Source organism: Streptomyces sp. NPDC097595, from assembly GCF_044761525.1.
Lineage (GTDB): Bacteria > Actinomycetota > Actinomycetes > Streptomycetales > Streptomycetaceae > Streptomyces > Streptomyces drozdowiczii_A.
The window spans coordinates 38,578-59,358 of record NZ_JBIWCN010000025.1 but is presented as its reverse complement, the minus strand read 5'-3'; the positions used below and the strand labels follow the sequence as shown (position 1 = coordinate 59,358).

General features: G+C 71.7%; 21 protein-coding genes. 13 read left to right on the top strand and 8 right to left on the bottom strand.

Annotated features, from left to right (window positions below):
- The first annotated feature begins 251 nt into the window (after window positions 1-251).
- The 3 genes from ACIQZN_RS30850 to ACIQZN_RS30840 all read left to right on the top strand — a co-directional run bounded on the left by ACIQZN_RS30850 (window position 252) and on the right by ACIQZN_RS30840 (window position 2,443).
- Window positions 252-1,061, top strand: a complete 810-nt coding sequence (locus ACIQZN_RS30850; protein WP_199879221.1) for an NmrA family NAD(P)-binding protein — start codon at window positions 252-254, stop codon at window positions 1,059-1,061.
- A 183-nt stretch (window positions 1,062-1,244) separates the two neighbouring features.
- Complete coding sequence (locus ACIQZN_RS30845; protein ID WP_404000876.1) at window positions 1,245-1,913, top strand: hemerythrin domain-containing protein; 669 nt, start codon at window positions 1,245-1,247, stop codon at window positions 1,911-1,913.
- Entirely contained in the window at window positions 1,910-2,443 is a 534-nt protein-coding gene (locus tag ACIQZN_RS30840; protein ID WP_404000873.1) for a DUF1772 domain-containing protein, read from the top strand. The genes ACIQZN_RS30845 and ACIQZN_RS30840 overlap by 4 nt, the downstream gene beginning before the upstream one ends.
- Window positions 2,444-2,475: 32 nt before the next feature.
- Here the strand turns inward: ACIQZN_RS30840 and ACIQZN_RS30835 are convergent, their stop codons facing one another.
- The gene (locus ACIQZN_RS30835) at window positions 2,476-3,183 is read right to left on the bottom strand and encodes a response regulator (RefSeq protein ID WP_404000870.1); all 708 of its coding nucleotides are present in this window, start codon (window positions 3,181-3,183) and stop codon (window positions 2,476-2,478) included.
- A complete protein-coding gene (locus tag ACIQZN_RS30830; RefSeq protein WP_404000867.1) occupies window positions 3,180-4,460 on the bottom strand; it encodes a sensor histidine kinase in 1,281 nt (426 codons plus the stop codon). The genes ACIQZN_RS30835 and ACIQZN_RS30830 overlap by 4 nt, the downstream gene beginning before the upstream one ends.
- A gap of 231 nt (window positions 4,461-4,691) precedes the next feature.
- Here ACIQZN_RS30830 and ACIQZN_RS30825 point away from each other — a divergent pair, with 231 nt between their 5' ends.
- Together ACIQZN_RS30825 and ACIQZN_RS30820 are read left to right on the top strand one after the other, a co-directional pair.
- Window positions 4,692-5,591 carry an ABC transporter ATP-binding protein gene (locus tag ACIQZN_RS30825; RefSeq protein ID WP_404000864.1) on the top strand — a complete coding sequence of 300 codons (900 nt, stop codon included), beginning with the start codon at window positions 4,692-4,694 and terminating at the stop codon, window positions 5,589-5,591.
- Complete coding sequence (locus tag ACIQZN_RS30820) at window positions 5,588-6,568, top strand: ABC transporter permease subunit (RefSeq protein ID WP_404000861.1); 981 nt, start codon at window positions 5,588-5,590, stop codon at window positions 6,566-6,568. Before ACIQZN_RS30825 ends, ACIQZN_RS30820 begins: the two co-directional genes overlap by 4 nt.
- Window positions 6,569-6,657: 89 nt before the next feature.
- On the opposite strand, the gene ACIQZN_RS30815 is transcribed toward ACIQZN_RS30820, so the two are convergent.
- From ACIQZN_RS30815 to ACIQZN_RS30795, 5 genes are all read right to left on the bottom strand, one after another.
- Window positions 6,658-7,506 carry an alpha/beta fold hydrolase gene (locus ACIQZN_RS30815; RefSeq protein ID WP_404000858.1) on the bottom strand — a complete coding sequence of 283 codons (849 nt, stop codon included), beginning with the start codon at window positions 7,504-7,506 and terminating at the stop codon, window positions 6,658-6,660.
- Window positions 7,503-8,033, bottom strand: coding sequence for an SRPBCC family protein (locus ACIQZN_RS30810; RefSeq protein ID WP_404000855.1), 531 nt, complete (start codon window positions 8,031-8,033; stop codon window positions 7,503-7,505). The genes ACIQZN_RS30815 and ACIQZN_RS30810 overlap by 4 nt, the downstream gene beginning before the upstream one ends.
- Before the next feature lie 64 nt (window positions 8,034-8,097).
- On the bottom strand, window positions 8,098-9,591 hold the full coding sequence (locus tag ACIQZN_RS30805; RefSeq protein ID WP_404000852.1) for an FAD-binding protein: 1,494 nt from the start codon (window positions 9,589-9,591) through the stop codon (window positions 8,098-8,100).
- 19 nt (window positions 9,592-9,610) lie between these two features.
- A complete protein-coding gene (locus ACIQZN_RS30800) occupies window positions 9,611-11,167 on the bottom strand; it encodes a flavin-containing monooxygenase (protein WP_404000849.1) in 1,557 nt (518 codons plus the stop codon).
- A gap of 9 nt (window positions 11,168-11,176) precedes the next feature.
- Entirely contained in the window at window positions 11,177-12,055 is an 879-nt protein-coding gene (locus ACIQZN_RS30795) for a class I SAM-dependent methyltransferase (protein ID WP_073969552.1), read from the bottom strand.
- Window positions 12,056-12,248: 193 nt separating this feature from the next.
- Between ACIQZN_RS30795 and ACIQZN_RS30790 the strand changes: the two genes are divergently transcribed.
- Genes ACIQZN_RS30790 through ACIQZN_RS30780 form a run of 3 tightly spaced genes read left to right on the top strand, consistent with a single transcriptional unit; the run spans window position 12,249 to window position 14,252 of the window.
- The gene (locus tag ACIQZN_RS30790) at window positions 12,249-12,503 is read left to right on the top strand and encodes a hypothetical protein (protein ID WP_073969551.1); all 255 of its coding nucleotides are present in this window, start codon (window positions 12,249-12,251) and stop codon (window positions 12,501-12,503) included.
- Between the two features lie 10 nt (window positions 12,504-12,513).
- Window positions 12,514-13,500: a ketoacyl-ACP synthase III gene (locus ACIQZN_RS30785; protein WP_330315567.1), complete on the top strand. Its 987-nt coding sequence runs from the start codon at window positions 12,514-12,516 to the stop codon at window positions 13,498-13,500.
- A complete protein-coding gene (locus ACIQZN_RS30780) occupies window positions 13,497-14,252 on the top strand; it encodes an SDR family NAD(P)-dependent oxidoreductase (RefSeq protein ID WP_404000844.1) in 756 nt (251 codons plus the stop codon). The genes ACIQZN_RS30785 and ACIQZN_RS30780 overlap by 4 nt, the downstream gene beginning before the upstream one ends.
- Window positions 14,253-14,383: 131 nt before the next feature.
- On the opposite strand, the gene ACIQZN_RS30775 is transcribed toward ACIQZN_RS30780, so the two are convergent.
- Window positions 14,384-15,241, bottom strand: coding sequence for a BTAD domain-containing putative transcriptional regulator (locus ACIQZN_RS30775; protein ID WP_404000841.1), 858 nt, complete (start codon window positions 15,239-15,241; stop codon window positions 14,384-14,386).
- A 379-nt stretch (window positions 15,242-15,620) separates the two neighbouring features.
- On the opposite strand from ACIQZN_RS30775, the gene ACIQZN_RS30770 reads away from it, so the two are divergent.
- The 5 genes from ACIQZN_RS30770 to ACIQZN_RS30750 are packed head-to-tail and all read left to right on the top strand — an operon-like array spanning window position 15,621 to window position 20,780.
- On the top strand, window positions 15,621-16,838 hold the full coding sequence (locus ACIQZN_RS30770) for an aminotransferase class I/II-fold pyridoxal phosphate-dependent enzyme (RefSeq protein WP_404000838.1): 1,218 nt from the start codon (window positions 15,621-15,623) through the stop codon (window positions 16,836-16,838).
- A 48-nt stretch (window positions 16,839-16,886) separates the two neighbouring features.
- Window positions 16,887-18,137 carry a beta-ketoacyl-[acyl-carrier-protein] synthase family protein gene (locus ACIQZN_RS30765; RefSeq protein ID WP_404000835.1) on the top strand — a complete coding sequence of 417 codons (1,251 nt, stop codon included), beginning with the start codon at window positions 16,887-16,889 and terminating at the stop codon, window positions 18,135-18,137.
- Window positions 18,134-19,000, top strand: a complete 867-nt coding sequence (locus tag ACIQZN_RS30760) for a MaoC/PaaZ C-terminal domain-containing protein (RefSeq protein WP_404000833.1) — start codon at window positions 18,134-18,136, stop codon at window positions 18,998-19,000. The genes ACIQZN_RS30765 and ACIQZN_RS30760 overlap by 4 nt, the downstream gene beginning before the upstream one ends.
- Window positions 18,997-20,526 (top strand): AMP-binding protein, encoded by a 1,530-nt coding sequence (locus tag ACIQZN_RS30755; protein ID WP_404000830.1) that lies wholly within the window; start codon window positions 18,997-18,999, stop codon window positions 20,524-20,526. The genes ACIQZN_RS30760 and ACIQZN_RS30755 overlap by 4 nt, the downstream gene beginning before the upstream one ends.
- Complete coding sequence (locus ACIQZN_RS30750; RefSeq protein ID WP_265546697.1) at window positions 20,523-20,780, top strand: acyl carrier protein; 258 nt, start codon at window positions 20,523-20,525, stop codon at window positions 20,778-20,780. Before ACIQZN_RS30755 ends, ACIQZN_RS30750 begins: the two co-directional genes overlap by 4 nt.
- The last annotated feature ends 1 nt before the right edge of the window (window position 20,781 follow it).

Here is a 20,781-nt window from a genome sequence, read left to right as displayed (position 1 = left end):
GGTGATCGCCCAGAGACCCTCTGGAGAACCGCTAGAGACGAGGCCCGGTGACGTGGCTCGTGCGGCGAGGGGCTGCCTACGCTGCGGATGAAGGCCGTACCCGACGGTCCTTCCGCAGTCACCCCCCACCGGAGAGCGCCGCCACCGCCGCCACCGTGCGGACCCCCACCACCGTCCGCACGCGACCACTCCCTCATGACGAGAACGACGAGCACCACACCACCACGCAGGCCACGACAGACGGGACGAACATGACGAACACGACCCTTGTGATCGGCGGCACGGGCAAGACCGGGCGGCGGGTCGCCGATCGGCTGTCCGCCAAGGGGCTCCCCGTACGCATCGGATCGCGCTCCGGCACGCCCCCCTTCGTCTGGGAGGACCCCGCGACCTGGGACGCCGCCCTCGACGGGGTCAGCGCCGTCTACATCACCTACTACCCCGACCTCGCCTTCCCGGGGGCCGCCGAGACCGTCGGCGCGTTCGCGAAGGTGGCCGTCGCCAAGGGGGCGCGCCGCCTGGTGCTGCTGTCCGGGCGCGGCGAGGAGGGCGCGGTCATCAGCGAGGACAAGGTGAAGGAGTCGGGCGCTGACTGGACCGTCGTCCGCGCCAGCTGGTTCAACCAGAACTTCAGCGAGAGCTTCTTCCACGACCTGGTCATGGCCGGCGAGATCGTCCTGCCGACCGGGGACGCGGTGGAGCCCTTCGTGGACGCCGACGACATCGCGGACGTCGCCGTCGCCGCGCTCACCGACGACAAGCACATCGGCAAGACGTATGAGCTGTCCGGCCCGCGTCTGCTCAGCTTCGGCGACATCGCCCAGGAGCTCGGCAAGGCGACCGGCCGCACCATCACGTACATCCCCGTCAGCGTGGACGAGTACCGCCAGGCCCTGGAGGAGAACGGGCTGCCCGTCGAGTTCGCCGACCTGTTCGGGCTGATCCTCGACGGCCGCAACGCCCACCTCGTGCACGGGGTCGAGGAGGCCACCGGCCGCAAGCCGAAGGACTTCGCCGACTTCGCCCGGGACGCCGCCGCCAGCGGTGTCTGGAACGCCTGACCGACACCGGGACCCGTGGGGACGGGGGGGGGGCCCCCGCCGGGCCCCCCCCCCCGCCCCCCCCCCCCCCCCCCCGGGCCGGGGCCCCCCCCCCCCCCCCCGGGCCGGGGGGGGGGGGGGCGCCCCCCCCCGCCCCCCCCCCGTCCCTGTCCCCGTACCCCCTCGCGTGAGGAGGCCGCACCCATGACCGCTGCCGAACCGATGACGAGCGAACACCTTCCGTCGCTGCCCGGGCACTTCCACGGATTCGCGCTGATGCACATCGCGATGCGCCGCGACGCCGCCCGCCTCGTGGCCGTCGCACGCTCCGGGCCCGGCGCCCGCACCGGCGGAACGGTCACCTGGTGGAACAGCCTGCGCGAGGTGATCGACTGGCACCACCACAGCGAGGACGCCGTCCTCTGGCCCGAACTCCGGCGCGCCGTCCCCGGCTTCGACCGGGCCGCCGACACCATCGACGGCGACCACCAACGCCTCGACGCGGCGATGGACGCCGTCGGCGCCGCGCTCCGCCCGGGCGCCGACCCCGGGGCGCTGCTCCCCGCCGCCGACGCCTTCGCCGCCGTCCTGCGCGACCACCTCGCCGCCGAGGAGCGCATCGCCTTCCCCGCCTTCACCGCGCTCGGCGCCTCGCGCTACGCGTCCGTGGAACGGCGGTTGCTGCGGACCGCGCCGCCCGGCGTGCTCGGCCGCCTCCAGCCCTGGATGTTCGACGGGGCCGACCCGGCCTCCGTGGCCCACGTCACCGCCACCATCCCGCCACCGGTACGGCTGCTCGGCCGGACGGTGCTGCGCCGCCGCTACGAACGGCTGCTCGCCCCCGTACTGCGTACCGCCGAGGAGAAGCCATGACCGCCACCGCGCCGACCACCTCCCTCCCGGCCCGGCCGGGCGGACGCACCGAAGCCTCGCTGTACGCGGCCACCATCGCGATGGGGCTGAGCGCGGGGCTGTACTTCGCGTTCGACGTGTCCGTCATGCCGGGCCTGGACCGCACCGACGACGCGGCCTTCGCCAGCGCCATGGGGCACATCAACGACGCCATCGAGAACGGCTTCTTCGGGCTCGTCTTCTTCGGGGCGTTCCTGGCCACCGGGGTCTCGGGCGTCTCCCTGCGCCGCCTCGGCCACACCCGCGCCGCCCGCTGGACCTGGGCCGCGCTCGCCCTGTACTCGGCGGCCGTCGCCGTCACGATGAAGGTCAACATCCCCCTCAACCGCCGGCTCGCCCGCCTGACCGCGGAGGCGTCGGGCCCCGAGATCGCCCTGATCCGCGACCGCTTCCGGGGCGCCTGGACCCCGGCCAACGCCGCCCGCACCCTGGCCTGCACGGCAGCCCTGGCGTGCCTGGGCCGGGCGCTGACGCTGCGGGCCCGCGGCTGACACCTGCGGGCTGCTTCAGCGCAGTTCACGGCTCACTCTTCGCCACGTCCCCGATGACCGGCGGCGGATCCATCACCCGGGCCGACGAGACCGGTCTCGTACGCCATGACCACGGCCTGTACGCGGTCGCGGAGCTGGAGCTTGCCCAGGATGCGGGAGACGTGCGTCTTCACCGTCGTCTCCGACAGGTGGAGGCGTGCGGCGAGCTCCGTGTTGCTCAGGCCCTGCGCGAGCAGGCGCAGTACGTCGAGTTCGCGCGGGGTCAGGGCGCCGAGGTCGCGGTGGAGTGGGGATCGCTCGGGAGCGGCGGGTCGGGCGTGGCGCTCGACAAGGCGGCGGGTGATCGTCGGGGCGAGGAGGGCGTCGCCGGCCCGGACCATGCGCACGGCGGCGGTGACGAGTTCCGGGGTGACGTCCTTGAGGAGGAAGCCGCTGGCGCCGGCGGTCAGGGCCTCGTAGACGTACTCGTCCAGGTCGAAGGTGGTCAGGATGATGACGCGTGGGTCTTCGGGGGCGCCGGTGACGATGCGGCGGGTGGCCTCCAGGCCGTCGAGCTCCGGCATGCGGATGTCCATCAGGACCACGTCGGGGCGGGTGCGGCGGACAGCTTCGATGGCCTCGATCCCGTTGCCCGCCTCGGCGGCCACCTCGATGCCGTCGGCTTTGAGGATCATGCGGAAGCCGGTGCGGACGAGCACCTGGTCGTCCGCGACCACGACGCGCAGTGGGCGGCCGGTCACGAGGCTGTCTCCAGGGGGATCAGGGCGGCGACGCGGAAGCCGCCGCCGGGACGCGGACCCGTTTCCAGGGTTCCGCCGTAGACGGTGAGACGTTCGCGCAGGCCGATGAGGCCGTGGCCGTTGCCGGTTTCGGCGGACGCGCTCGGTGGCCCTCCGGTGTCGGTGATCTCGACACGGAGACAGTCGTCGTCGTAGGCGAGGAGGGCGGTCGCTCGCCCACCTGCCGCGTGCTTGACCGTGTTGGTCAGCGCTTCCTGGACGATGCGGTAGGCGGTCAGACCGACACCGGGGGCAACGTCGCGCGGCTCGCCGGACACCGTGTAGTCGACGCTCACGCCGGTATCACGCACCCGCCCCACCAGAGCCGGCAGCTGGCCGAGGCCGGGCTGCGGCGCGCGGCTGGCGGCGCTGCCGCCCGCGTCCTCGGCATTCATGGTGAGCAACCCCATCGCGTGGCGCAGTTCCGCCATCGCCGCGCGCCCGCCCTCTTCGATGGCGAGGAGCGCCTCGCGGGTGTCATCGGGGTCGATGTCCAGCATCTTGCGGGCGCCGCCGGCCTGGATGACCATCATGCTGACGTTGTGCGTGACGACGTCGTGCAGTTCACGTGCGATACGGGAGCGCTCCTGCTCGGCGGCCCGGCGCAGCTCCTCGGCCCGCTGTCGTTCCACCGCCGCGATGTGCTCCTGGCGTTCGTCGGCCCGCAGTCGCCACGTCCGCATGCCGTACGCGGCCATGGCCAGGGGCAGCAGAATAAGGGCCGGAACGTACTCGGTCGGGACCGTGGGCAGGTTGGGATTGCCCTGCGGAATGCTGATCACGAACAACGCCAGAGGAACGCTCGCCACGGCCAGAATCCTGTAGGGGCCGTACGCGACCGCACTGTACGTGGCGATCACGAAGACGTAGAAGACGGACCGGGCCAGGCTGTCCGGGGCAAGCAGCGACGCCACCATCACGACCCACAGCACGGCCAGCGGGTACCGGCGGCGCAGCGCCAACGGCAGCGTCGCGAGCAGCATCGGGCCGACCGCGGCGAACCAGGTGCTCGCCCCTTCCGGGCGGATCTCCCGCGCCCCGTCGACGAGCACATACGTCGTGCCAGTGCCGACACTGAGGGCGTCGTCCACTCCGATGACGACCGCGGTCAGCGCAAGGAGCACGTCGAAGACCAGGCTGCGCCGGGTCCACCGGAGCAGCGGGACGCCGGGGCGTGTCAGCGACACGAGTCCGGCCCGCAGCCGGCGGCGTACCTCTGTGGCCGATGCGTTCTTCACTGCCTCATTGTCGCCTCTCCCTTTCCCCCGCTTCATCGTCCTCGCAGGCAGTCACCGGGCACGCTCGTACGTCTCCCGTCTCCATCTCACGGAGGACCCCGGTGCCGGGTCCTCCTGACGCAGGACCGGAAAGGGGTCGGTCGCCGGACGCGCGTGCCCGCCTCCCGCTCATAGCGTCCTTCAGGTCGGCCGCACAGGCCGGAACTCCCTGCCGAAGAGGACGCCATCCCCGTGGACGCCGTACTGCAAGCCCGATCCCTGGGCAAGAAATACCGACAACGCTGGGCCCTGTCGGACTGCACCCTCGACGTGCCCGCAGGGCGCATCGTCGGCCTGGTCGGCCCCAACGGCGCAGGGAAATCCACCCTGCTGAACCTGGCCTCCGGAATGCTCGCCCCCACGACCGGCACCATCGAGGTGTGCGGCGGCCACCCCGCCGGCGGTCCCGCGCAGCTCGCCAAGGTCGGCTTCGTCGCTCAGGACACCCCTACCTACGCCGGCCTCACCGTCGCCGAGCACCTCGGGCTCGGCGCCCGCCTCAACCCGGTCTGGGACGCGGCCCTTGCCGACGCACGGATTCGCCGCCTCGGACTCGACCCCGGCCAGCGCGCCGGGCGCCTGTCGGGCGGCCAGCGTGCCCAGCTCGCCCTCACGCTCGGCCTCGCCAAGCGCCCCGAGCTGCTGATCCTCGACGAGCCGGTCGCCGCACTGGACCCACTGGCACGCCGCGAGTTCCTGGAAGACCTGACCGATGCCATCGCAGCACAGGAAACGAGCGTCGTTCTCTCGTCCCATCTGGTCTCCGATGTCGAGCGGGTCTGCGACCACGTCATCGTCCTGGTCAACTCCCGCGTTCAAGTAGCCGGTGACATCGACGGGTTGGTGGCCCGCCACCAGCGGCTCACGGCAACGGACGCCGGCCAGGCCGCCCCGCCTACGGGCGGCCACATCGTGTCCACCAGCCATGCCGACGCGCGAACGACCCTCGTTGTACGCGCCGACGTCCCGGACCGCGCGGCGCACGACCCCGCATGGGCCGTCAGCCCGCTCCCCCTCGAAGACATCGTGCTCGCCTACATGGGCCGCGGCACCGCGTCTCACCCGACCACCGCCCTGGAGGCCCTCCGATGATCTGGCTGACCTGGCGCCAGCTCCGTACGCAGGCAACGCTGACCCTCGCGGTGCTGGCCGTTCTGGTGATCGTCCTCGCCGCCACCGGCCCGCAGCTGGCCGATTTGCACACCACCGCGGGACGCGGCCTGATCCAGCAGCTCACCGGCACCGACACAACCCTGTACTTCGCCGGCGGTGTGGCCGTCCTCGTCCTCCCCGTCCTCCTCGGCATGTTCTGGGGCGCCCCCCTCGTCGCCCGCGAGCTGGAGACCGGCACCCACCGACTCGTCTGGAACCAGGGCGTCACCCGTACTCGCTGGCTGCTGACCAGACTCGCCCTCACCGGCCTCGTCGCCATGGCCGCCACGGGCCTGGTCAGCCTCGCCGTGTCATGGTGGGCCGACCCCATCGACCAAGCCGTGGCCACCGGCGGCTCGGACAACGGCGACAACTTCGTCCCGCGCATCGCCCCCGCCACGTTCCTCATCCGCGGCATCACGCCACTCGGCTACGCCGTGTTCGCCTTCGTCCTGGGCGTCACCCTCGGCGTCATCATCCGCCGCACCCTGCCGGCCATGGCCGCCGCCCTTGCGACGTACACCACGCTACAGCTCGTCATGCCGATGTGGGTCCGCGAGCACTTGGCCCCCACCACCACCATCACGGTTCCGTTCACCCCCGACCGCCTGGCCAACTACGGGCTCGACTCCGTCTCCCAGGTCGAATTCGGCAAACCCGACGTCTGGGTCACCGCCGAACAGACCCTCGACGGCACTGGCCATCCCGCACACGCCATGCCACCCGGATACGCCGACTGCGAATCAATCAAGGAATGCGTCAGCAGCCTGACGAGAGCCGGCTACCAGCAGCGCATCACCTACCAGGCCGCCAACAACTTCTGGACCCTGCAATGGGCCGAAGCCGGCGTCTACCTCGCCCTCGCCATCGGTCTCGGAGCCTTGGCCGTCCGGTGGACACGGAAGCGTCTGAGCTGACGCCCGCTGCGGGCCTCGGTCCACCGCCGCGCACACGGAAGGGCGGCCGGCCCCCGCCCGGGACCGGCCGCCCTTCCGTATGCGCCGCGCTATCCGTGGTCCCGCGTCAGCTCGCTGACCGCGCCCACCACCGTCTGCGGCGCCTCCAGAGGCAGCATGTGCCCCGCGTCCGGGACCTCTTCGAAGCGTGCCCGGGGCAGCGCCTCCGCGACGACCCGGCCGAGCTCCGGCGCGATCACCTTGTCCTTGGTGCCCGCGAGGACCACCGCCGGCACGGTCACCGACACCAGGGCCTCGCGCAGGTCCATGCCCCGCGAGGAGCGGAACGCCTCCGCGCGCACCGCGGGCCCGGCCGCCGCGAACATCTGGCGGTTCACCTCGCTCAGCCGGCGGTCCGCCTTCGGGCCGAGCATGTTCTGCCCGAGGAGCTTGCGGCCCAGGGCCGGGCGCGAGACGGCCCGCTGGAACAGCGCGCTGCCCATCATGCGGACCTCGCTGTCCGGCGTGTCCTGGTCGTGCGCCGCCGTGGCCAGCAGCACCAGGCCGCTCAGCGCGCCGGCGTTCCGGTTCTCCGACGCGGCGTACGACAGGGCGGCGAACCCGCCCCCGGAGTGCCCGACGACGACCGCGTCCGGCGCCTCCACATGGGCCAGGACCGCGCCCAGGTCCGCCCCGAGCCGGGCGATCCCGAAGGGCTCGGCGCCCTGCGAGGAGGCGCCGTGGCCCCGGAGGTCGTAGGAGACGACGCGGTGACCGAGGCGGATCAGCCGGTCGGCCACCGTGCTCCACACCCGGCGCGAAGCGCCCCAGCCGTGGACCAGCACCACGGTCACGCCGGTCGGGGGCGTGAGCGGCGGCAGGACGGACACCGCGAGGCGTGCCCCGTCGTCGGTGCGCACCTGCGTCTCGGTCGCCGGTGCGGCGGCCACCGTCGTCATCGGGTACTGCCCTCCAGCTTCCGGGCCTCCGCCGCCTCACCGGTCCGTACCGCCGCGGCGCGCTCCGCCGCGAGGATCTCGCCGAGCCGGACGAACGCCTCGCGGGTGGCGGTGGAGTGCTCCGCGCCGATGTCGGCGACCTTCGCGAGGATCTTCAGGAAGCCGTTCGGGCGGCCCACGAAGTGCATGCCGACCTTGGTACGGCCCCCGTCCAGCGGTTCCAGGACGAAGTCGCTGGTGCCCCGGAACACCCCGGCCACGTAATCGACCGACAGCAGCCGCTGGGGCTCGACGGCCCGGGTGCGCGCGGTGAACCGCAGCTTCGGGCCGCCCTTGTCGACGCCCTTGGTGTGCACCGTGACCGCGACCTCGCCGCCCACCTCGTCCGGCGAACCGGACACGGTGGCGAAGGTGTTGGCCGGCACCCACCAGCGGCCGGCGCCGCGGAACTCGGCGATCAACGCCTCCCACACCGCCTCCGGCGGAGCGTCCACGATCGCCTCGTCGATCAAGTCGTAAACTGTCATGCCGATTCTCCTGTCGGGGTGTTCCGGATGGCGGTCCGGGTCTCGCCGGCCGGGGCGTCCCGGATCAGCCGAAGAAGCCCTGACCGGGGGTGAGGATGCCCGCCGGGTCGTAACGCCGCTTGGCCGCGACGAGGACCTTCCAGCGGGCGCCGAAGTGGGCCCGCCAGTCCGCCGAGGTCATGTTCGGGATCGCGCCCACCAGATACCGCTTGGCCCCCAGCGCGACCGCCTTGTCGTACAGGCGGCGGTTCTGGTCCAGCATCCGCGCGATGTCCGCGCCCGGGGCGGGGAAGCGGAGCACGTCGCACAGGTACGCGGTCGGCTCGGAGGGCTGCACCGACAGCGGGCGGGTCAGCTTCGACGTCGGGTACGGGTAGTAGAGCAGGAAGCCCGCGCCCAGGTCTTCGCTGTTCAGCTCGGCGGTCAGCAGGTCCGCCATCGCCTTCGCCTTCGAGGCCGGGACGAACAGGCTCAGCCACGGCTTGGGCTGGCCCCAGAAGTCGTTCTCCTTGAGCCACGCCTCGTCGCCGTCGGTACGGAACACGGCCTCGCGGAAGGACAGGTCCTCGATGGTCGCGGACGCCCGCACGTCGTGCAGACCGGTGAGCAGCGCGGTGCGGTTGGGCGCGGTGCTGCCCTTCCAGTACGCCTGGCCCTCCAGCTTGTACCACCAGCCGGAGTCGTCCGGGGTGCGGGCGATCTCGCCGACCTGGCCCTCGAACCGCTTCTCGGCCATGAGCTTCTCGGAGTCGGCGAGGAACGCGGTCACGTCGTTGTAGTAGAGGGTGAAGACGGTCATCTTCGGCGGTGCCGGGATCAGGGCGACCTCGGCCCGCACGATGATGCCGACCTGGCCGCCGCCGCCGAGCGCCGTGTTGAACAGATCGGCGTGGCAGCTGGGGCTCGCCGTGATCAGCTCGCCCGTGCCGGTGACGATGTCGATCGACTTCACGGTGTCGATCTGCAGCCCGTACCGCGCCACCGTGGAGCCGATGCCGCCGACGCTGAGCGTGCCGCCTATCGACAGGTGCAGGTAGTCGGTCAGCGCCGGCGGGGTCAGGCCGCGGGCGAGGGCGGCGTCGGTGAGCTGGGCCCAGGTGACGCCGGTCTCCACCACGGCGGACGAGGAGCCGATGCGTACGATCTTCGTCAGACCGCGCGCGTCGATCGCGATGCCGCCCTGCGGCACCTGCGCCTGGCCGTAGCAGGAGTGCGACTCCTCGTCGCCGTTCTGCCCGCCGCGGCCGTTCATCGCGATCTTCAGCCCGTTGGCCCGGGCGTAGTTGACCATCTTGACGATGTCTTGCACCGAGCCGGGACGCAGCACCGCCCAGCACGCGCCGGCCACCATGTGGCCGAAGTCGTGGTTGAACGTGGAGGTGACACCCGCCGAGGTCTCCAGCGTGCCGTCGAGCGCCGGCAGGCTCGCCGCCGTATGGGCGAAGGAGTCCGACTCACGTGCCCACGCCTGGTGCGCAGTGCTCCAGCCGATGACGGTGGCGGCCGCCATGCCTCCGAGGATGCTGCGCCGCGTGAAGGGGGTGCTGCTGCTTCTCATTCGGTCTGTCTCCCGTCCATTACGTGTGGTTCAGGGCCGGCAGGCCGGCGCCCGCGAGGGTGGCGAGCTGGTACTCGGAAGGGGTGAAGCGCTTGGTCTGGCGGCGGAAGCGCCAGGTGTACGTCGGCCAGATCGACGGGTTGCGCCCGTGTGCGTCGAGGTACCAGCTCTTGCAGTTGCCTGCGTTCCACACGGTGCCATCGAGGCGGGCCTGCAGCCGCTCGTTCCAGTCGTCCTGGACCGTCTTTCGAACCTCCACCGAGGCCAGGCCCTTCTGGTCCATGACCTTCAGCGCGTCCAGCACGTAACCGATCTGCGCCTCGATCATCACGACCTGCGAGGAGTGCCCCAGGGTGGTGTTCGGGCCGAGCAGCAGGAACAGGTTCGGGAAGCCGGCGACGGTGGTGCCGCGGTGCGCGGCCATGCCGTGCTCCTGCCACACCTCGCGCAGCGACCTGCCCTCGCGGCCGGTGATCCGCCCGGCGACCGGACGGTCCGTGGCCTTGAAGCCGGTGCCCAGGATGATCGTGTCGATCTCCCGTTCCGCCCCGTCGGAGGTGACGATCGAGTGGGCGGTGACCTTCGCGATGCCGTCGGTGACCAGGTCCACGTTGGGCTGCTGGATCGCCGGGTACCACGTGTTGGAGAACAGCAGGCGCTTGCACGCCATCACGTAATCGGGCGTCAGCTGCGCGCGCAGCGTCTCGTCGGCGACCGACTTCTTCAGATGGTCGCTGGCCATCTTCTGCATTTTCCCGGCGACCTTGGGCCGCTTCATCACGAAGGCCAGGATCTCCCGGCCCCACATGTTGAAGTTGCGCCGGAAGTTCTGGTAGCCGGGGACCCCGCGCAGCAGCTTGGACTGGAGCGGGCTCGTCGCCTTGTCGTTCTTCGGGCCGATCCACGGCGGGGTGCGCTGGTAGAGGTCCAGGCGCCCCACCTCGGGCTGGATCTTCGGCACGAACTGGATGGCGGAGGCACCGGTGCCGATGACGGCGACGTTGCGCCCGCTCAGGTCGTGGTCGTGCTGCCAGCGCGAGGAGTGGAAGACGGTGCCCGCGAAGTCGGCGAGGCCCGGGATGTCGGGGACCGCCGCCTCGCTGAGATAACCGGTGCCGCTCACGAGGACCTGCGCGGTGTAGTCGCCCTGCGAGGTCTCGATGTGCCAGCGCCGGGTCGTCTCGTCCCAGCGGGCCCCGAGCAGTTCGTGGCCGAAGCGGATGTGCGGACGCACCCCGAACCGGTCGGCGGTGTCCCGCAGGTACGCGTACAGCTCGTCGCGCTTGCCGAATGTGGACTTCCACTCCGGGTTCTGCGCGAACGAGAACGAGTACAGGTGGGACATCACGTCGCAGGCAGCACCCGGGTAGGAGTTGTCCCGCCAGGTGCCGCCCACCTCGTCGGCGCGTTCGAAGACGAGGAAGTCGTCCACGCCCTTCTGCAGCAGCCGGATCGCCATGCCGAGGCCGGAGAACCCGCTGCCGATGACGGCGACGCGCAGATGCCGCTGCGGTCCGCCGCCGCCGGCCGGGCGGGTGTCCTCGTCGCTGCGCGGCGGCTCTAGAGTGCTCGTCACGTCAGCCTCCTAGCGGCGCGCGATGGTGACGCGGAAGTTGTTGAAGAACTTGTCCTCAAGCGTGTACGCGAAGATGTCGAGGTAGCGCTCGAAGCGGGCCACGACCTCCTCGCCCTCCATGGCGACGGCCTCGTCACGGCGCTCGGCGAGGAGCTTCAGCCACGCACGGCAGGCCACCGCGAACGACTCGCGCTCGTTGACGATCTCGACCACGTCGAACAGGCCCTCGGCGGCCTGCGTCAGCTCGTGCAGGTGCGGGATGTGGCAGTTCTCGAACTCCGAGCGCTGCAGGAACTTCAGGTCGTCCAGCAGCTGCCGGTTCATGGGCAGTGCCTCGGCCGTCATGGTGTGCAGCACGAAGTGGGCGCCCGGCTTCAGGGCGGCGCCGACCTTCTGGAAGAACACCCGGTACTTCTTGGTGCGCTCACGCGGCGGCAGCGTCGAGGAGACGAAGTGCTCCAGGGCGTTGATGCAGAACGCGGCGTCGTACGGGTCGTCGGTGGTGTGGTCCTCCCAGGACTCCACCCGCGTGGTGATCCGCGGGTTGTCCAGGCCGGCGATGAACTGCTCCTGCGTGCGGCTGAGCGTCAGCCCGACCGCCTGCTCGACGCCGTGCACCGTGGTGACGCGGTTGAGCATGGTGCCCCACCCGCAGCCCACGTCCAGGACCCGGCGGACGCCGGCCGCTCCCGCCAGCTCGACGAACTTGTCCAGCTTGCGCTCCTGGGCCTCGTCGAGGGCCTCGGTGAGACCCTCGCCCTCCTCCCAGTAACCGCCGGAGTACATCATCGTCGGGCCCAGCAGGAGGCGGTAGAAGTCGTTGCTCACCTCGTAGTGGTGCCTGATCGCGTCGACCTCGGGGACCGACTGGTTTGCAACCGTGGTCATCTTCGTCCTCAACTCCCGTCCGGCTCATGCTCATGGCGTGGTGCCTGCGATGTCATCGCGAGACGAAGAAAACCCCCGCGTCGCAAGAGACGTGCAACACGGCGGGCGCTCCGGCTGTTGCGCGCCGGTTGCGTGCGTACGGGTTCCATGCGTTTCGAAAAGGCCAAGCCCCGCGGAGGAAGGACCTCACCTCATGTCTCTGCCCACCATCGAAGAACTGGCGAGCCAGCTCGAGGCCGTGTCCGGCGCCCAGAAGGTCGACCCGGACCACCCGCTCCAGCACATCCCGGACGTGGACTCGCTGGACCTCATGGAGTGGCTGTACGGGTTCCAGAACAGCTACCCGGACATCCCGGCCGACGAGTCGCTCTTCGCCGACCTGGACGACACCACGACCCTGCGCCACGTCTACGACCGCATCCTGGCGCTCGTGCCGGCGCAGGCCTGAGCGGGCGCGCATGAACGGCTTCGACATCACCGGATGGGGCATATCCGTCCCCGAAAAGGTGGTCACCAGTGCGGAGCTCGCCGAGCGCTTCGGCGTCGACGAGCACTGGATCACCAGCCGGTGCGGGATCAGTGAACGGCGCGCCGTCGGGCCCGGCCAGACGACAGCCTCGCTGGCCGTCGAGGCCGGCCGGCGCGCCCTCGCCAAAGCGGGCCTGAGCGGCGGCGACATCGCTCATCTGATCGTCGCCACCGCCACGCCCGAGCAGCCCTCGCCGGCGACGTCCGCGTTCGTCCACCACGAACTGGGCATCGCCGGCAGCGCGCACGACGTCAACTCCGAGTGCGCGGGCTTCGTCTACGGGCTCGTCTCCGCGATGGCCCTCATCGCGATCGACCCCCGGCCGATCCTGCTCATCGGCTCCGACACCCACACGCTGACCGCGAACCCCGCCGACCGGGACCTGTCGATCCTGGTCGGGGACGGCGCGGGAGCCGTCGTGCTCGTCCCCGCGGCCGACAGCAACGTCCTGGCCTGGAACCTGGGCGCGGACGGCAGCTGCACCGGCAGCCTCAAGGTCCTCGCGGGCGGCAGCCGTATGCCGACCACCGAGGAAACGGTGCGCCAGGGTCTGCACTACGCGCAGATCAACGGGAACGAGATCTATCTGAACGCCGTGCGGTACACCGTCCGTACGGTCCGGGAGACGCTGAAGAACGCCAAGGTCGAGGCGGCCGACGTACGCCACGTCATCCCGCACCAGGCGAACATCCGCATCATCAACTCGATCCTCAGCCACACCGGACTGCGGCCCGAGGCCCTGGTCGCCAACCTGCACAAGTACGGGAACACGGCGTCCGCCTCCATCCCGATCGCCCTGGCCGAAGCGCTGGACGAGGGCCGCATCGAGAACGGCGACCTGGTCCTGTTGGCCGGCTTCGGCGCAGGCATGACCTGGGGCTCCATGCTCCTCGAATGGCGCGGAGGGACACGATGAGTACGCAGAAGCCCGCCGGCACCCGGCCCGAGCACCCCGTCGCCCTGGTGACGGGCGCCTCCGGCGGGCTCGGCCAGGCGCTGGCGCTCGAACTGGACGCGCTCGGCTGCAAGGTGGCCGTCCACTACAACAGCGCGAAGGACGCCGCGCTCGCGGTGCAGGAGAAGCTCACCAACGACTCCGTCCTGGTGACCGGCGACGTCGGCTCGTACGAGGCCGTCACGGCGATGCACGCGCAGATCGCCGAGCAACTGGGCCCGGTCGACGTCCTCGTCAACAACGGTGCGATCCGCCGTGACCAGGTCATGGCGATGCAGAAGCCCGAGGACTGGGCGGCGGTGATCCAGACCAACCTCATCGGCTCCTTCCACACGGCCCGGGTGTGCGTCCCGCACATGCTGCGCAAGCGGTGGGGCCGGGTGATCAACGTGGTCTCGCCCTCGGGTCTGATCGCGACGGCCGGGCAGACGGCGTACTCCGCGTCCAAGGCCGGCCTGATCGGCTTCACCCGGACCCTGGCCGCCGAGTGCGGACGGCGGGGCGTCACGGTCAACGCGCTCTCGCCCGGATTCATGATCACGGGCATGACGCAGACCCTCCCCGACCACGTGGTGGAATCGATGGAGAAGAAGGCACCGGTGCCCCGCTTCGTGACCGTGGAAGAGGTCGCGCGCAGCTCCGCCCTCTTCCTCGACCAGGACTGTATGACCGGCCAGGTCATCAGCATCGACAGCGGCGTCACCATCACCTGATATCCCACCCCGGGGGGCTTTCCGAGGAAAGCCCCCCGGGAAAAAAATTCCGCACGAAACGTCCGCGGAATGCTCCTGCGAACCGGATTTCGCAGGAGCATTCCGCGGACGTTTCCCTGCCCGGCCAGGGCCTACGCTGCCGGCGGGAGCAGGGGTGCGTACGCGCTCATCAGGAGCGGGTCGATGCCGGCCGGGCCGCCGTACGGGGCCACCGCACGGGGCGCCTCGCGCGCCGGGTCGGGCTCGCGGAGCAGGCCCAGATAGAGCGTCTGGGTGGACGGGGCGGGCTCGATGCCGAGCTCGTCCGAGAGGAGCTCGCGCAGCTGCTGGTAGACGCGCAGCGCGTCGGCCCGGTTGCCGGCGGCGGCGTGCGCCGTCATCCGGCAGCGGTGCGCGCTCTCCCGGAACGGCGCCCTGCGCACCGCCTCGTCGGCGTACCGCAGGGCGTGGTGGCTGTTGCCGAGGGCGGCGGCCGAGGCGCTGGAGAGCTCCAGGGCGCTCAGGCGTACCGCCTCGATGCGCTCGCGGGTGGTGTTCACCCACTCGCCCTCGTGGGCGGGCAGGAACGCGCCGCGCAGATTGGCGACGGCGCCGGAGGCCAGTTGCAGGGCCACCGCGTGCGCGCCCTCCCGGCACGCCTGCCGGGCCTCGGAGACCGACGCCTCGGCCGTCTCCACATCGGTCAGCGCGTCGCTCGGCAGATGCAGCAGATAGCGCCCGCTCTGGGCGACCAGCGGCGTCTCGCCGGGCTTCTGGTGCGCGCTGGTCACGAAGGACCGCACCCGGCTGACGACACTGCGCAGCGCGGACGCCCAGGTGTCGGGCAGCCCCTGCGGCCACAGCGTGTCCGCGAGCTGGTCGCGGCTGGTGCCCGCGGAGCGCTCCAGGACCAGCCGGGCGAAGGCGATTTGGGCCTGCGCGCTCGACAGGTGCCGGGGCGGTTCCGCCTCGTGCTCGATGCTGACAAGTCCTACGAGCCGGATCAACACGTCGACACTCCCCCTGCGGCGGATCAGGAACCGAGCGGGGAACACGGCGCCGTTGCTTTCGCATTGCGCCGTTCAGTTCTCGCCATTCCCCGTGATGTCGTCGTGACCCTCGCAGGGCCGTTCAGGCCGTGTCAATTGAGCCCGGGAACATACCGGAGGGAATGAGTGGAAGCCCAAGTTCCGCTGAATCGGGGGTCCATGTTTCTTCCCTTCTCCATGCATTCACCAGGGGATTTCTAGTGAATCCCGAGCGGCTTCGAGCGTAATTCGAGAAGGGCTCCGGCTTCCTTGTTGCGGTCGCGTTGCGGAGCGCGGCGTAGAAATCCTGTCATGAATAGGCCGTCCGCCGGCCGACTGAATCAGCCTGAGGAGACCCACTGTGAACGCAACCGGAGGTTGGGAACGGCTGGCGCCGAAGCTGGCCGCCACGAACAGGCGTGTGGCGGCCCTGGAGTCCGAGCCGGAGCGCCGCAACAGTTTCGTCTCCTACACGGTCGAGCGGGACAGCGCCTACGCCGATCTCGACGGACAACGGCTGCTGATGATGTCCGGCTACAGCTATCTGGGCCTGGGCGGCGACGAACGCGTCGTCGCCGCCGCCAAGGCCGCGCTCGACCTGTACGGCAGCGGCAACCACGGGGTGCGCGCCCTGGCCGGCACGATCCCGCTGCACGAGGAACTGGAGGCCGAGGTCGCGAGCTTCGCGGACCGCGAGGCGTCCATGGTCTTCAGCTCGGGCTACGCGGCGAACGTGGGCACCGTAGGCGGTCTCGTCGGCGCCGGCGACACCGTCTTCATCGACAAGTACGACCACGCCTCCATCGTGGACGGCTGCCGGCTCTCCGGCGCCACCGTCACCCGGTTCCGGCACAACGACGTCGACCACCTCGACCGGCGCCTGGCCGCGGCCTCGCCCGACGGGGTGCGGCTCGTCATCGTCGACAGCGTCTACTCCATGGACGGCGACATCGCCCCGCTGCCCGAGCTGCGCAAGGTGTGCGACGAGCACAACGCGCTGCTCATGGTGGACGAGGCCCACGCGCTCGGCGTCATCGGCGCCACCGGGCGCGGCATCGAGGAGCACTTCGACCACCGGGTGAAGGCCGACATCAAGCTCGGCACCCTGTCCAAGGGCATCCCGTCCATGGGCGGCTGGGTCACCGGACCCGCCGAACTGATCGGCCACCTGCGCTACGCCGCCCGGCCCTTCCTCTTCTCCGCCGCCCTCGCCCCGGCCCAGGCCGCGGCCGCCCTGGAGAGCCTGCGCATCCTGCAACGCGAACCGGAGCGGGTCACCCACATCCAGCACGAGTCCGCCCGGCTGCGCGCCCTGGTCAACGCCCAGGGGCTGCGCACGCAGGACAGCGTGACCGCGGTGCTGCCGCTGATCGCCGGCTCCGACGAGAAGGCGTACGACCTGGCGACCACCTGCCGCCGCAACGGCGTCATCGGCATCCCCGTGGTCACCCCGGCCGTCCCCAACGACCTGGCCAGGCTGCGGATCGCGGTGACCGCGCGGCACACGCCCGAGGACATCGACTTCGCCGCCGAGGCGTTCATCAAGTCCGCCCGCGAGTGCGGCATCATCCCGGCCTGACCGGCCGGTCCACCCCCCCCGGGACACCGGACGGAGACGAGACCGAAGATGACAGCCGCAGCCTCCCACCGCACCCCGGTGGTGATCACCGGGATCGGTGTGGTCACCCCGGCGGGGTGCACCCCCGACGCCCTGTGGGCCGCGCTCCGCGCCGGCCGTTCCACCGCGGCCCCGCTCGACCACCTGGACCTCTCCCGCCACCGGGTCCGGATCGGCTGCCGGGTCAGCGGACTCGACACCCAGGGCCCCGACGCCCTCGTGTCCGCCAAGGACGCGCGGCGCATGGACCCCTTCGCGCTGTACGGCACCACGGCCGCGCTCGCCGCCCACCGCGACGCCGGCGCCCCGGTGCCCGAGCCCGGGCGCACCGCGATCGTCGTCGGCAACGCGGTGGGCGGCCGCGCCACCAGCGACCGCGAGTCCGCGCACTACAGCGAGGTGGGCCCGCACCGGGTCAACCCGCTGATGCCGCTGCTCACCATGCCGAACGCGGCGGCCGCCCAGATCGCCATGCGCCTGGGCTGGACCGGCCCCGCGACCACCATCGCGACCACCTGCGCCAGCGGCGTCGACGCGATCGGGCACGCCACCGCGCTCCTGGCGTCGGGCCAGGCCGACGTGGCGATCGCCGGGGGCTGCGAGTCCACCCTCACTCCGGTCACCCTCGCCGCCTTCGGCAACCTGAACGCGGTCTCCGGGCGCAACGACGACCCGGCGCACGCCTCCCGCCCCTTCGACCGGGACCGCGACGGGTTCGTCATGGGGGAGGGGGCCGGCTTCGTCGTCCTGGAACGCCTGGACGACGCGCTGGCCCGGGGCGCCCGCACCTACGCCCGGATCGCCGGGTACGCGGCCACCTCGGACGCGTACCACCTGTCGATGCCGCTGGCCGACGGGGCGGGCGCGGTCTCCGCGATGACCGGCGCGCTCACCGCCGCCGGGCTCGCCCCCGACGAGATCGCCCACATCAACGCGCACGGCACCTCGACCCCGCACAACGACCGCGCCGAGGCCACGGCCCTCGCCAAGGTCTTCGGCTCCGACGGGCCGCCGGTCACCGCCTCCAAGGGCGTCATCGGCCACCTCATCGGAGCGGCCGGCGCCGTCGAGATCATCGCCGCCGTCCAGGCCATGCGCGCCCAAGAGGTGCCGCCCACCGCCAACCACGAACACCTGGAGCCAGGAATGGAGATCGACGTGGTGCACACCAGTCCACGGCCCGTCGCCCTGGGACCCGCGCTGTCGAACTCCTTCGGCTTCGGCGGCCACAACGCGAGCATGGTGGTGGCGCCGGTATGACGACCACCGCCCAGCCCACGGCCCAGACCGCCGACCAGCCCACCGCCCAGCCCCGCACCGCGATCCGCACCCTCACCGCCGACGAGGTGGTCGCCTTCCGGACCGCCGTCCGCGCGGACCTGCCCGCCGCCCAGGAGCCCGGCGCCTCGCCGGTGCACGCCTTCGTCCTCGCGCACACCCTCGCCGACGCGACCGTACGCGACCTGGCCGCGGCCGAGCCCGAGCCCGTCTCCGTCGTCCACCTCGGCCAGGACATCCGGATCGAGCGGCCCCTGCTGCCCGGCGAGCAGATCACCGTCGCCCTCGACGTGGTCGGCGCCCGCCGCGAACCCAGGGGCACCCGCGTCGCCGTCCGGGCCCGCCTCACCGGCGCCGACGGCACCCCGCGCGCCGAACTCCTCACCAGCGCCCTGCTGATGGGCGCCGCCGCCATCGAGCCCTTCGGCCAGATCCCGGCACCGGCCGCGCCCGCACCCTCCGGCGGAGCCGGTGAACCGGCCACCGCCGAGCACCGGCTCACCCCCGCCTGGATCCGCGGCTACGCCCACGCCTCCGGCGACCTCAACCCGATCCACCTGGACGACCGGGCGGCCGAGGACGCCGGCTTCCCCGGCGTCATCGCACACGGGATGAGCGTGCTCGCCCTGGCCGTCGAGGAGATCGCCGACCGGTACGCGGACGGCGACGTCACCCGCGTCCTCGACGTCAGCGGGCGGTTCTCCGCCCCCGTGGTCCCGGACGTGCCGCTGCGGATCGAACTGGCCCCGGACGCCGACCGCACCCTCGTCCGCTTCACCTGCCGCACCCCCACGGGCATCGCCGTGAAGAGCGGCTGGGCCCGGCTGGCCGGACGGCGGCCATGACCGGCCAGGGCGCCACCACCGGACTGCTCCCCGGCTTCCTCACCCAGGTCCGCGAGCGCCCCGACGCGCCCGCCCTGGTCTGGCACGGCGAGGAGACCAGCTACCGCGAGCTGTACGAGAGCGCCGGCCGCGAACGCGAGCGGCTCGCCCTGCTCGGGCTGCCGGCCGGCGAACCCGTCGGCATCCTCGCCGAGAAGTCGCCCGACGCCCTCGCGCTCGTCCTCGGCTGCCTGCTCGCCCACCGCCCGTTCCTGCTGCCCTCCGCGCACCTGGGCGAGCAGCTGTTGACCCAGCTGTTCGCGCAGGCCGGCTGCCGGCACGTGCTGGCCCCGGGCGGCGAACCGAGGAGTGTGGAGGTCCCGGCCCGCTCGGCGGCGTACCCGGTGCCTCCCCGTACCGCCTTCATGCTCACCACCTCCGGCTCCACCGGGCTGCCCAAGACCGTCCCGCTGGACGAGGGGGCCGTGGACCGGTTCGTGACCTGGGCCGGGCCCGCCTTCGCCATCGCGCCGGGGACCACCGTCCTCAACTACGCGCCGCTCAACTTCGACCTGTGCTTCCTCGACGTGTGGACGACCCTCGCGCACGGCGGGCGGGTCGTCCTCGTGGACCCGGACAAGGCCGTCGACGGACGCCATCTGCTCGACCTGCTGCTCCGGCACGACGTCGAGATCGTCCAGGCCGTGCCGATGTTCTACCGGCTCGTGCTGGACGCCGCCCGCCGGGCCGGCGTGCTGCTGCCTTCGGTGCGCCGCGCCGCCTTCACCGGCGACGTCCTGCCCGAACGGACCCTGGCCGAGCTGCGCGACGTCCTGCCCGCCGCCCGCCTCACCAACATCTACGGCTGCACGGAGACCAACGACAGCTTCACGTACGACGTCGACACCACGGCCACCGTCTTCGGCCCGCTGCCCATCGGCACCCCGCTCCCCGGGGTCTCCGTGCTCGTCCTGGACGCCGACGGCCAGGAGGTCACCGGGCCCGGCGCCGGCGAACTCCACGTGAAGACGCCCTTCCAGACCGCCGGCTACCTCGACCCGGCCCGCAGCCGGGACCGGTTCACCGGCCACCCGCTCGGCCACGACGACGGCACCTGGTTCCGCACCGGCGACCTCGTACGGCGCGACGCCGACGGGCTGCTGTACCTGACCGGGCGCAGCGACTTCCAGGTCAAGGTGCGCGGCGTCGCCGTCAACACCGCCGAGATCGAACAGGTGCTGCTGAGCCACCCCGCCGTCCTGGAGGCCGGGGTCGCCGCACATCCCGACCCGCTCACCGGCAAACGGCTCGTCGCCGGGGTGCGGCGCGCACCCGGCAGCGGGCTCAACAGCCTGCTCCTGAAGGAACACTGCGCCCGCGCCCTGCCCAGGGCCGCCGTTCCCGGGGTCCTGCGGATCACCGATGAACCGCTGCCCAAGACCGCCACCGGAAAGGTCGACCGCACCGCGCTCGACCGGCTGCGCGGACCGTCCCCGGCACCGGACCACTCCCGCCGGCTGACCACCGTAGAAGGAAGGACGTCATGAGCAACACGGCCACCATCAAGCAGTTCCTGATCGAGGAGTTCCTGCCGGACCTCACGCAGGACGAACTCGCCGACGACCAGGACCTCCTGTCGAGCGGAGCCATCGACTCGCTCGGCCTGCTCAAGCTGATCGCCTGGGTGGAGGACCGCTTCGGCCTCGCCGTGGACGACACGGACCTCGACCCCAACAACTTCCGCAGCGTCACCGCCATCGACACCTTCGTCGCGGGCGCCCGCCAGGAGGTGAATGGCTAAC

Coding starts and splice junctions, on each gene's coding strand:
- ACIQZN_RS30850 (WP_199879221.1), top strand. CDS start 252: ATGACGAACACGACCCTTGTGATCGGCGGCACGGGCAAGACCGGGCGG.
- ACIQZN_RS30845 (WP_404000876.1), top strand. CDS start 1,245: ATGACCGCTGCCGAACCGATGACGAGCGAACACCTTCCGTCGCTGCCC.
- ACIQZN_RS30840 (WP_404000873.1), top strand. CDS start 1,910: ATGACCGCCACCGCGCCGACCACCTCCCTCCCGGCCCGGCCGGGCGGA.
- ACIQZN_RS30820 (WP_404000861.1), top strand. CDS start 5,588: ATGATCTGGCTGACCTGGCGCCAGCTCCGTACGCAGGCAACGCTGACC.
- ACIQZN_RS30815 (WP_404000858.1), bottom strand. CDS start 7,506: ATGACGACGGTGGCCGCCGCACCGGCGACCGAGACGCAGGTGCGCACC.
- ACIQZN_RS30810 (WP_404000855.1), bottom strand. CDS start 8,033: ATGACAGTTTACGACTTGATCGACGAGGCGATCGTGGACGCTCCGCCG.
- ACIQZN_RS30805 (WP_404000852.1), bottom strand. CDS start 9,591: ATGAGAAGCAGCAGCACCCCCTTCACGCGGCGCAGCATCCTCGGAGGC.
- ACIQZN_RS30795 (WP_073969552.1), bottom strand. CDS start 12,055: ATGACCACGGTTGCAAACCAGTCGGTCCCCGAGGTCGACGCGATCAGG.
- ACIQZN_RS30790 (WP_073969551.1), top strand. CDS start 12,249: ATGTCTCTGCCCACCATCGAAGAACTGGCGAGCCAGCTCGAGGCCGTG.
- ACIQZN_RS30785 (WP_330315567.1), top strand. CDS start 12,514: ATGAACGGCTTCGACATCACCGGATGGGGCATATCCGTCCCCGAAAAG.
- ACIQZN_RS30780 (WP_404000844.1), top strand. CDS start 13,497: ATGAGTACGCAGAAGCCCGCCGGCACCCGGCCCGAGCACCCCGTCGCC.
- ACIQZN_RS30765 (WP_404000835.1), top strand. CDS start 16,887: ATGACAGCCGCAGCCTCCCACCGCACCCCGGTGGTGATCACCGGGATC.
- ACIQZN_RS30760 (WP_404000833.1), top strand. CDS start 18,134: ATGACGACCACCGCCCAGCCCACGGCCCAGACCGCCGACCAGCCCACC.
- ACIQZN_RS30755 (WP_404000830.1), top strand. CDS start 18,997: ATGACCGGCCAGGGCGCCACCACCGGACTGCTCCCCGGCTTCCTCACC.
- ACIQZN_RS30750 (WP_265546697.1), top strand. CDS start 20,523: ATGAGCAACACGGCCACCATCAAGCAGTTCCTGATCGAGGAGTTCCTG.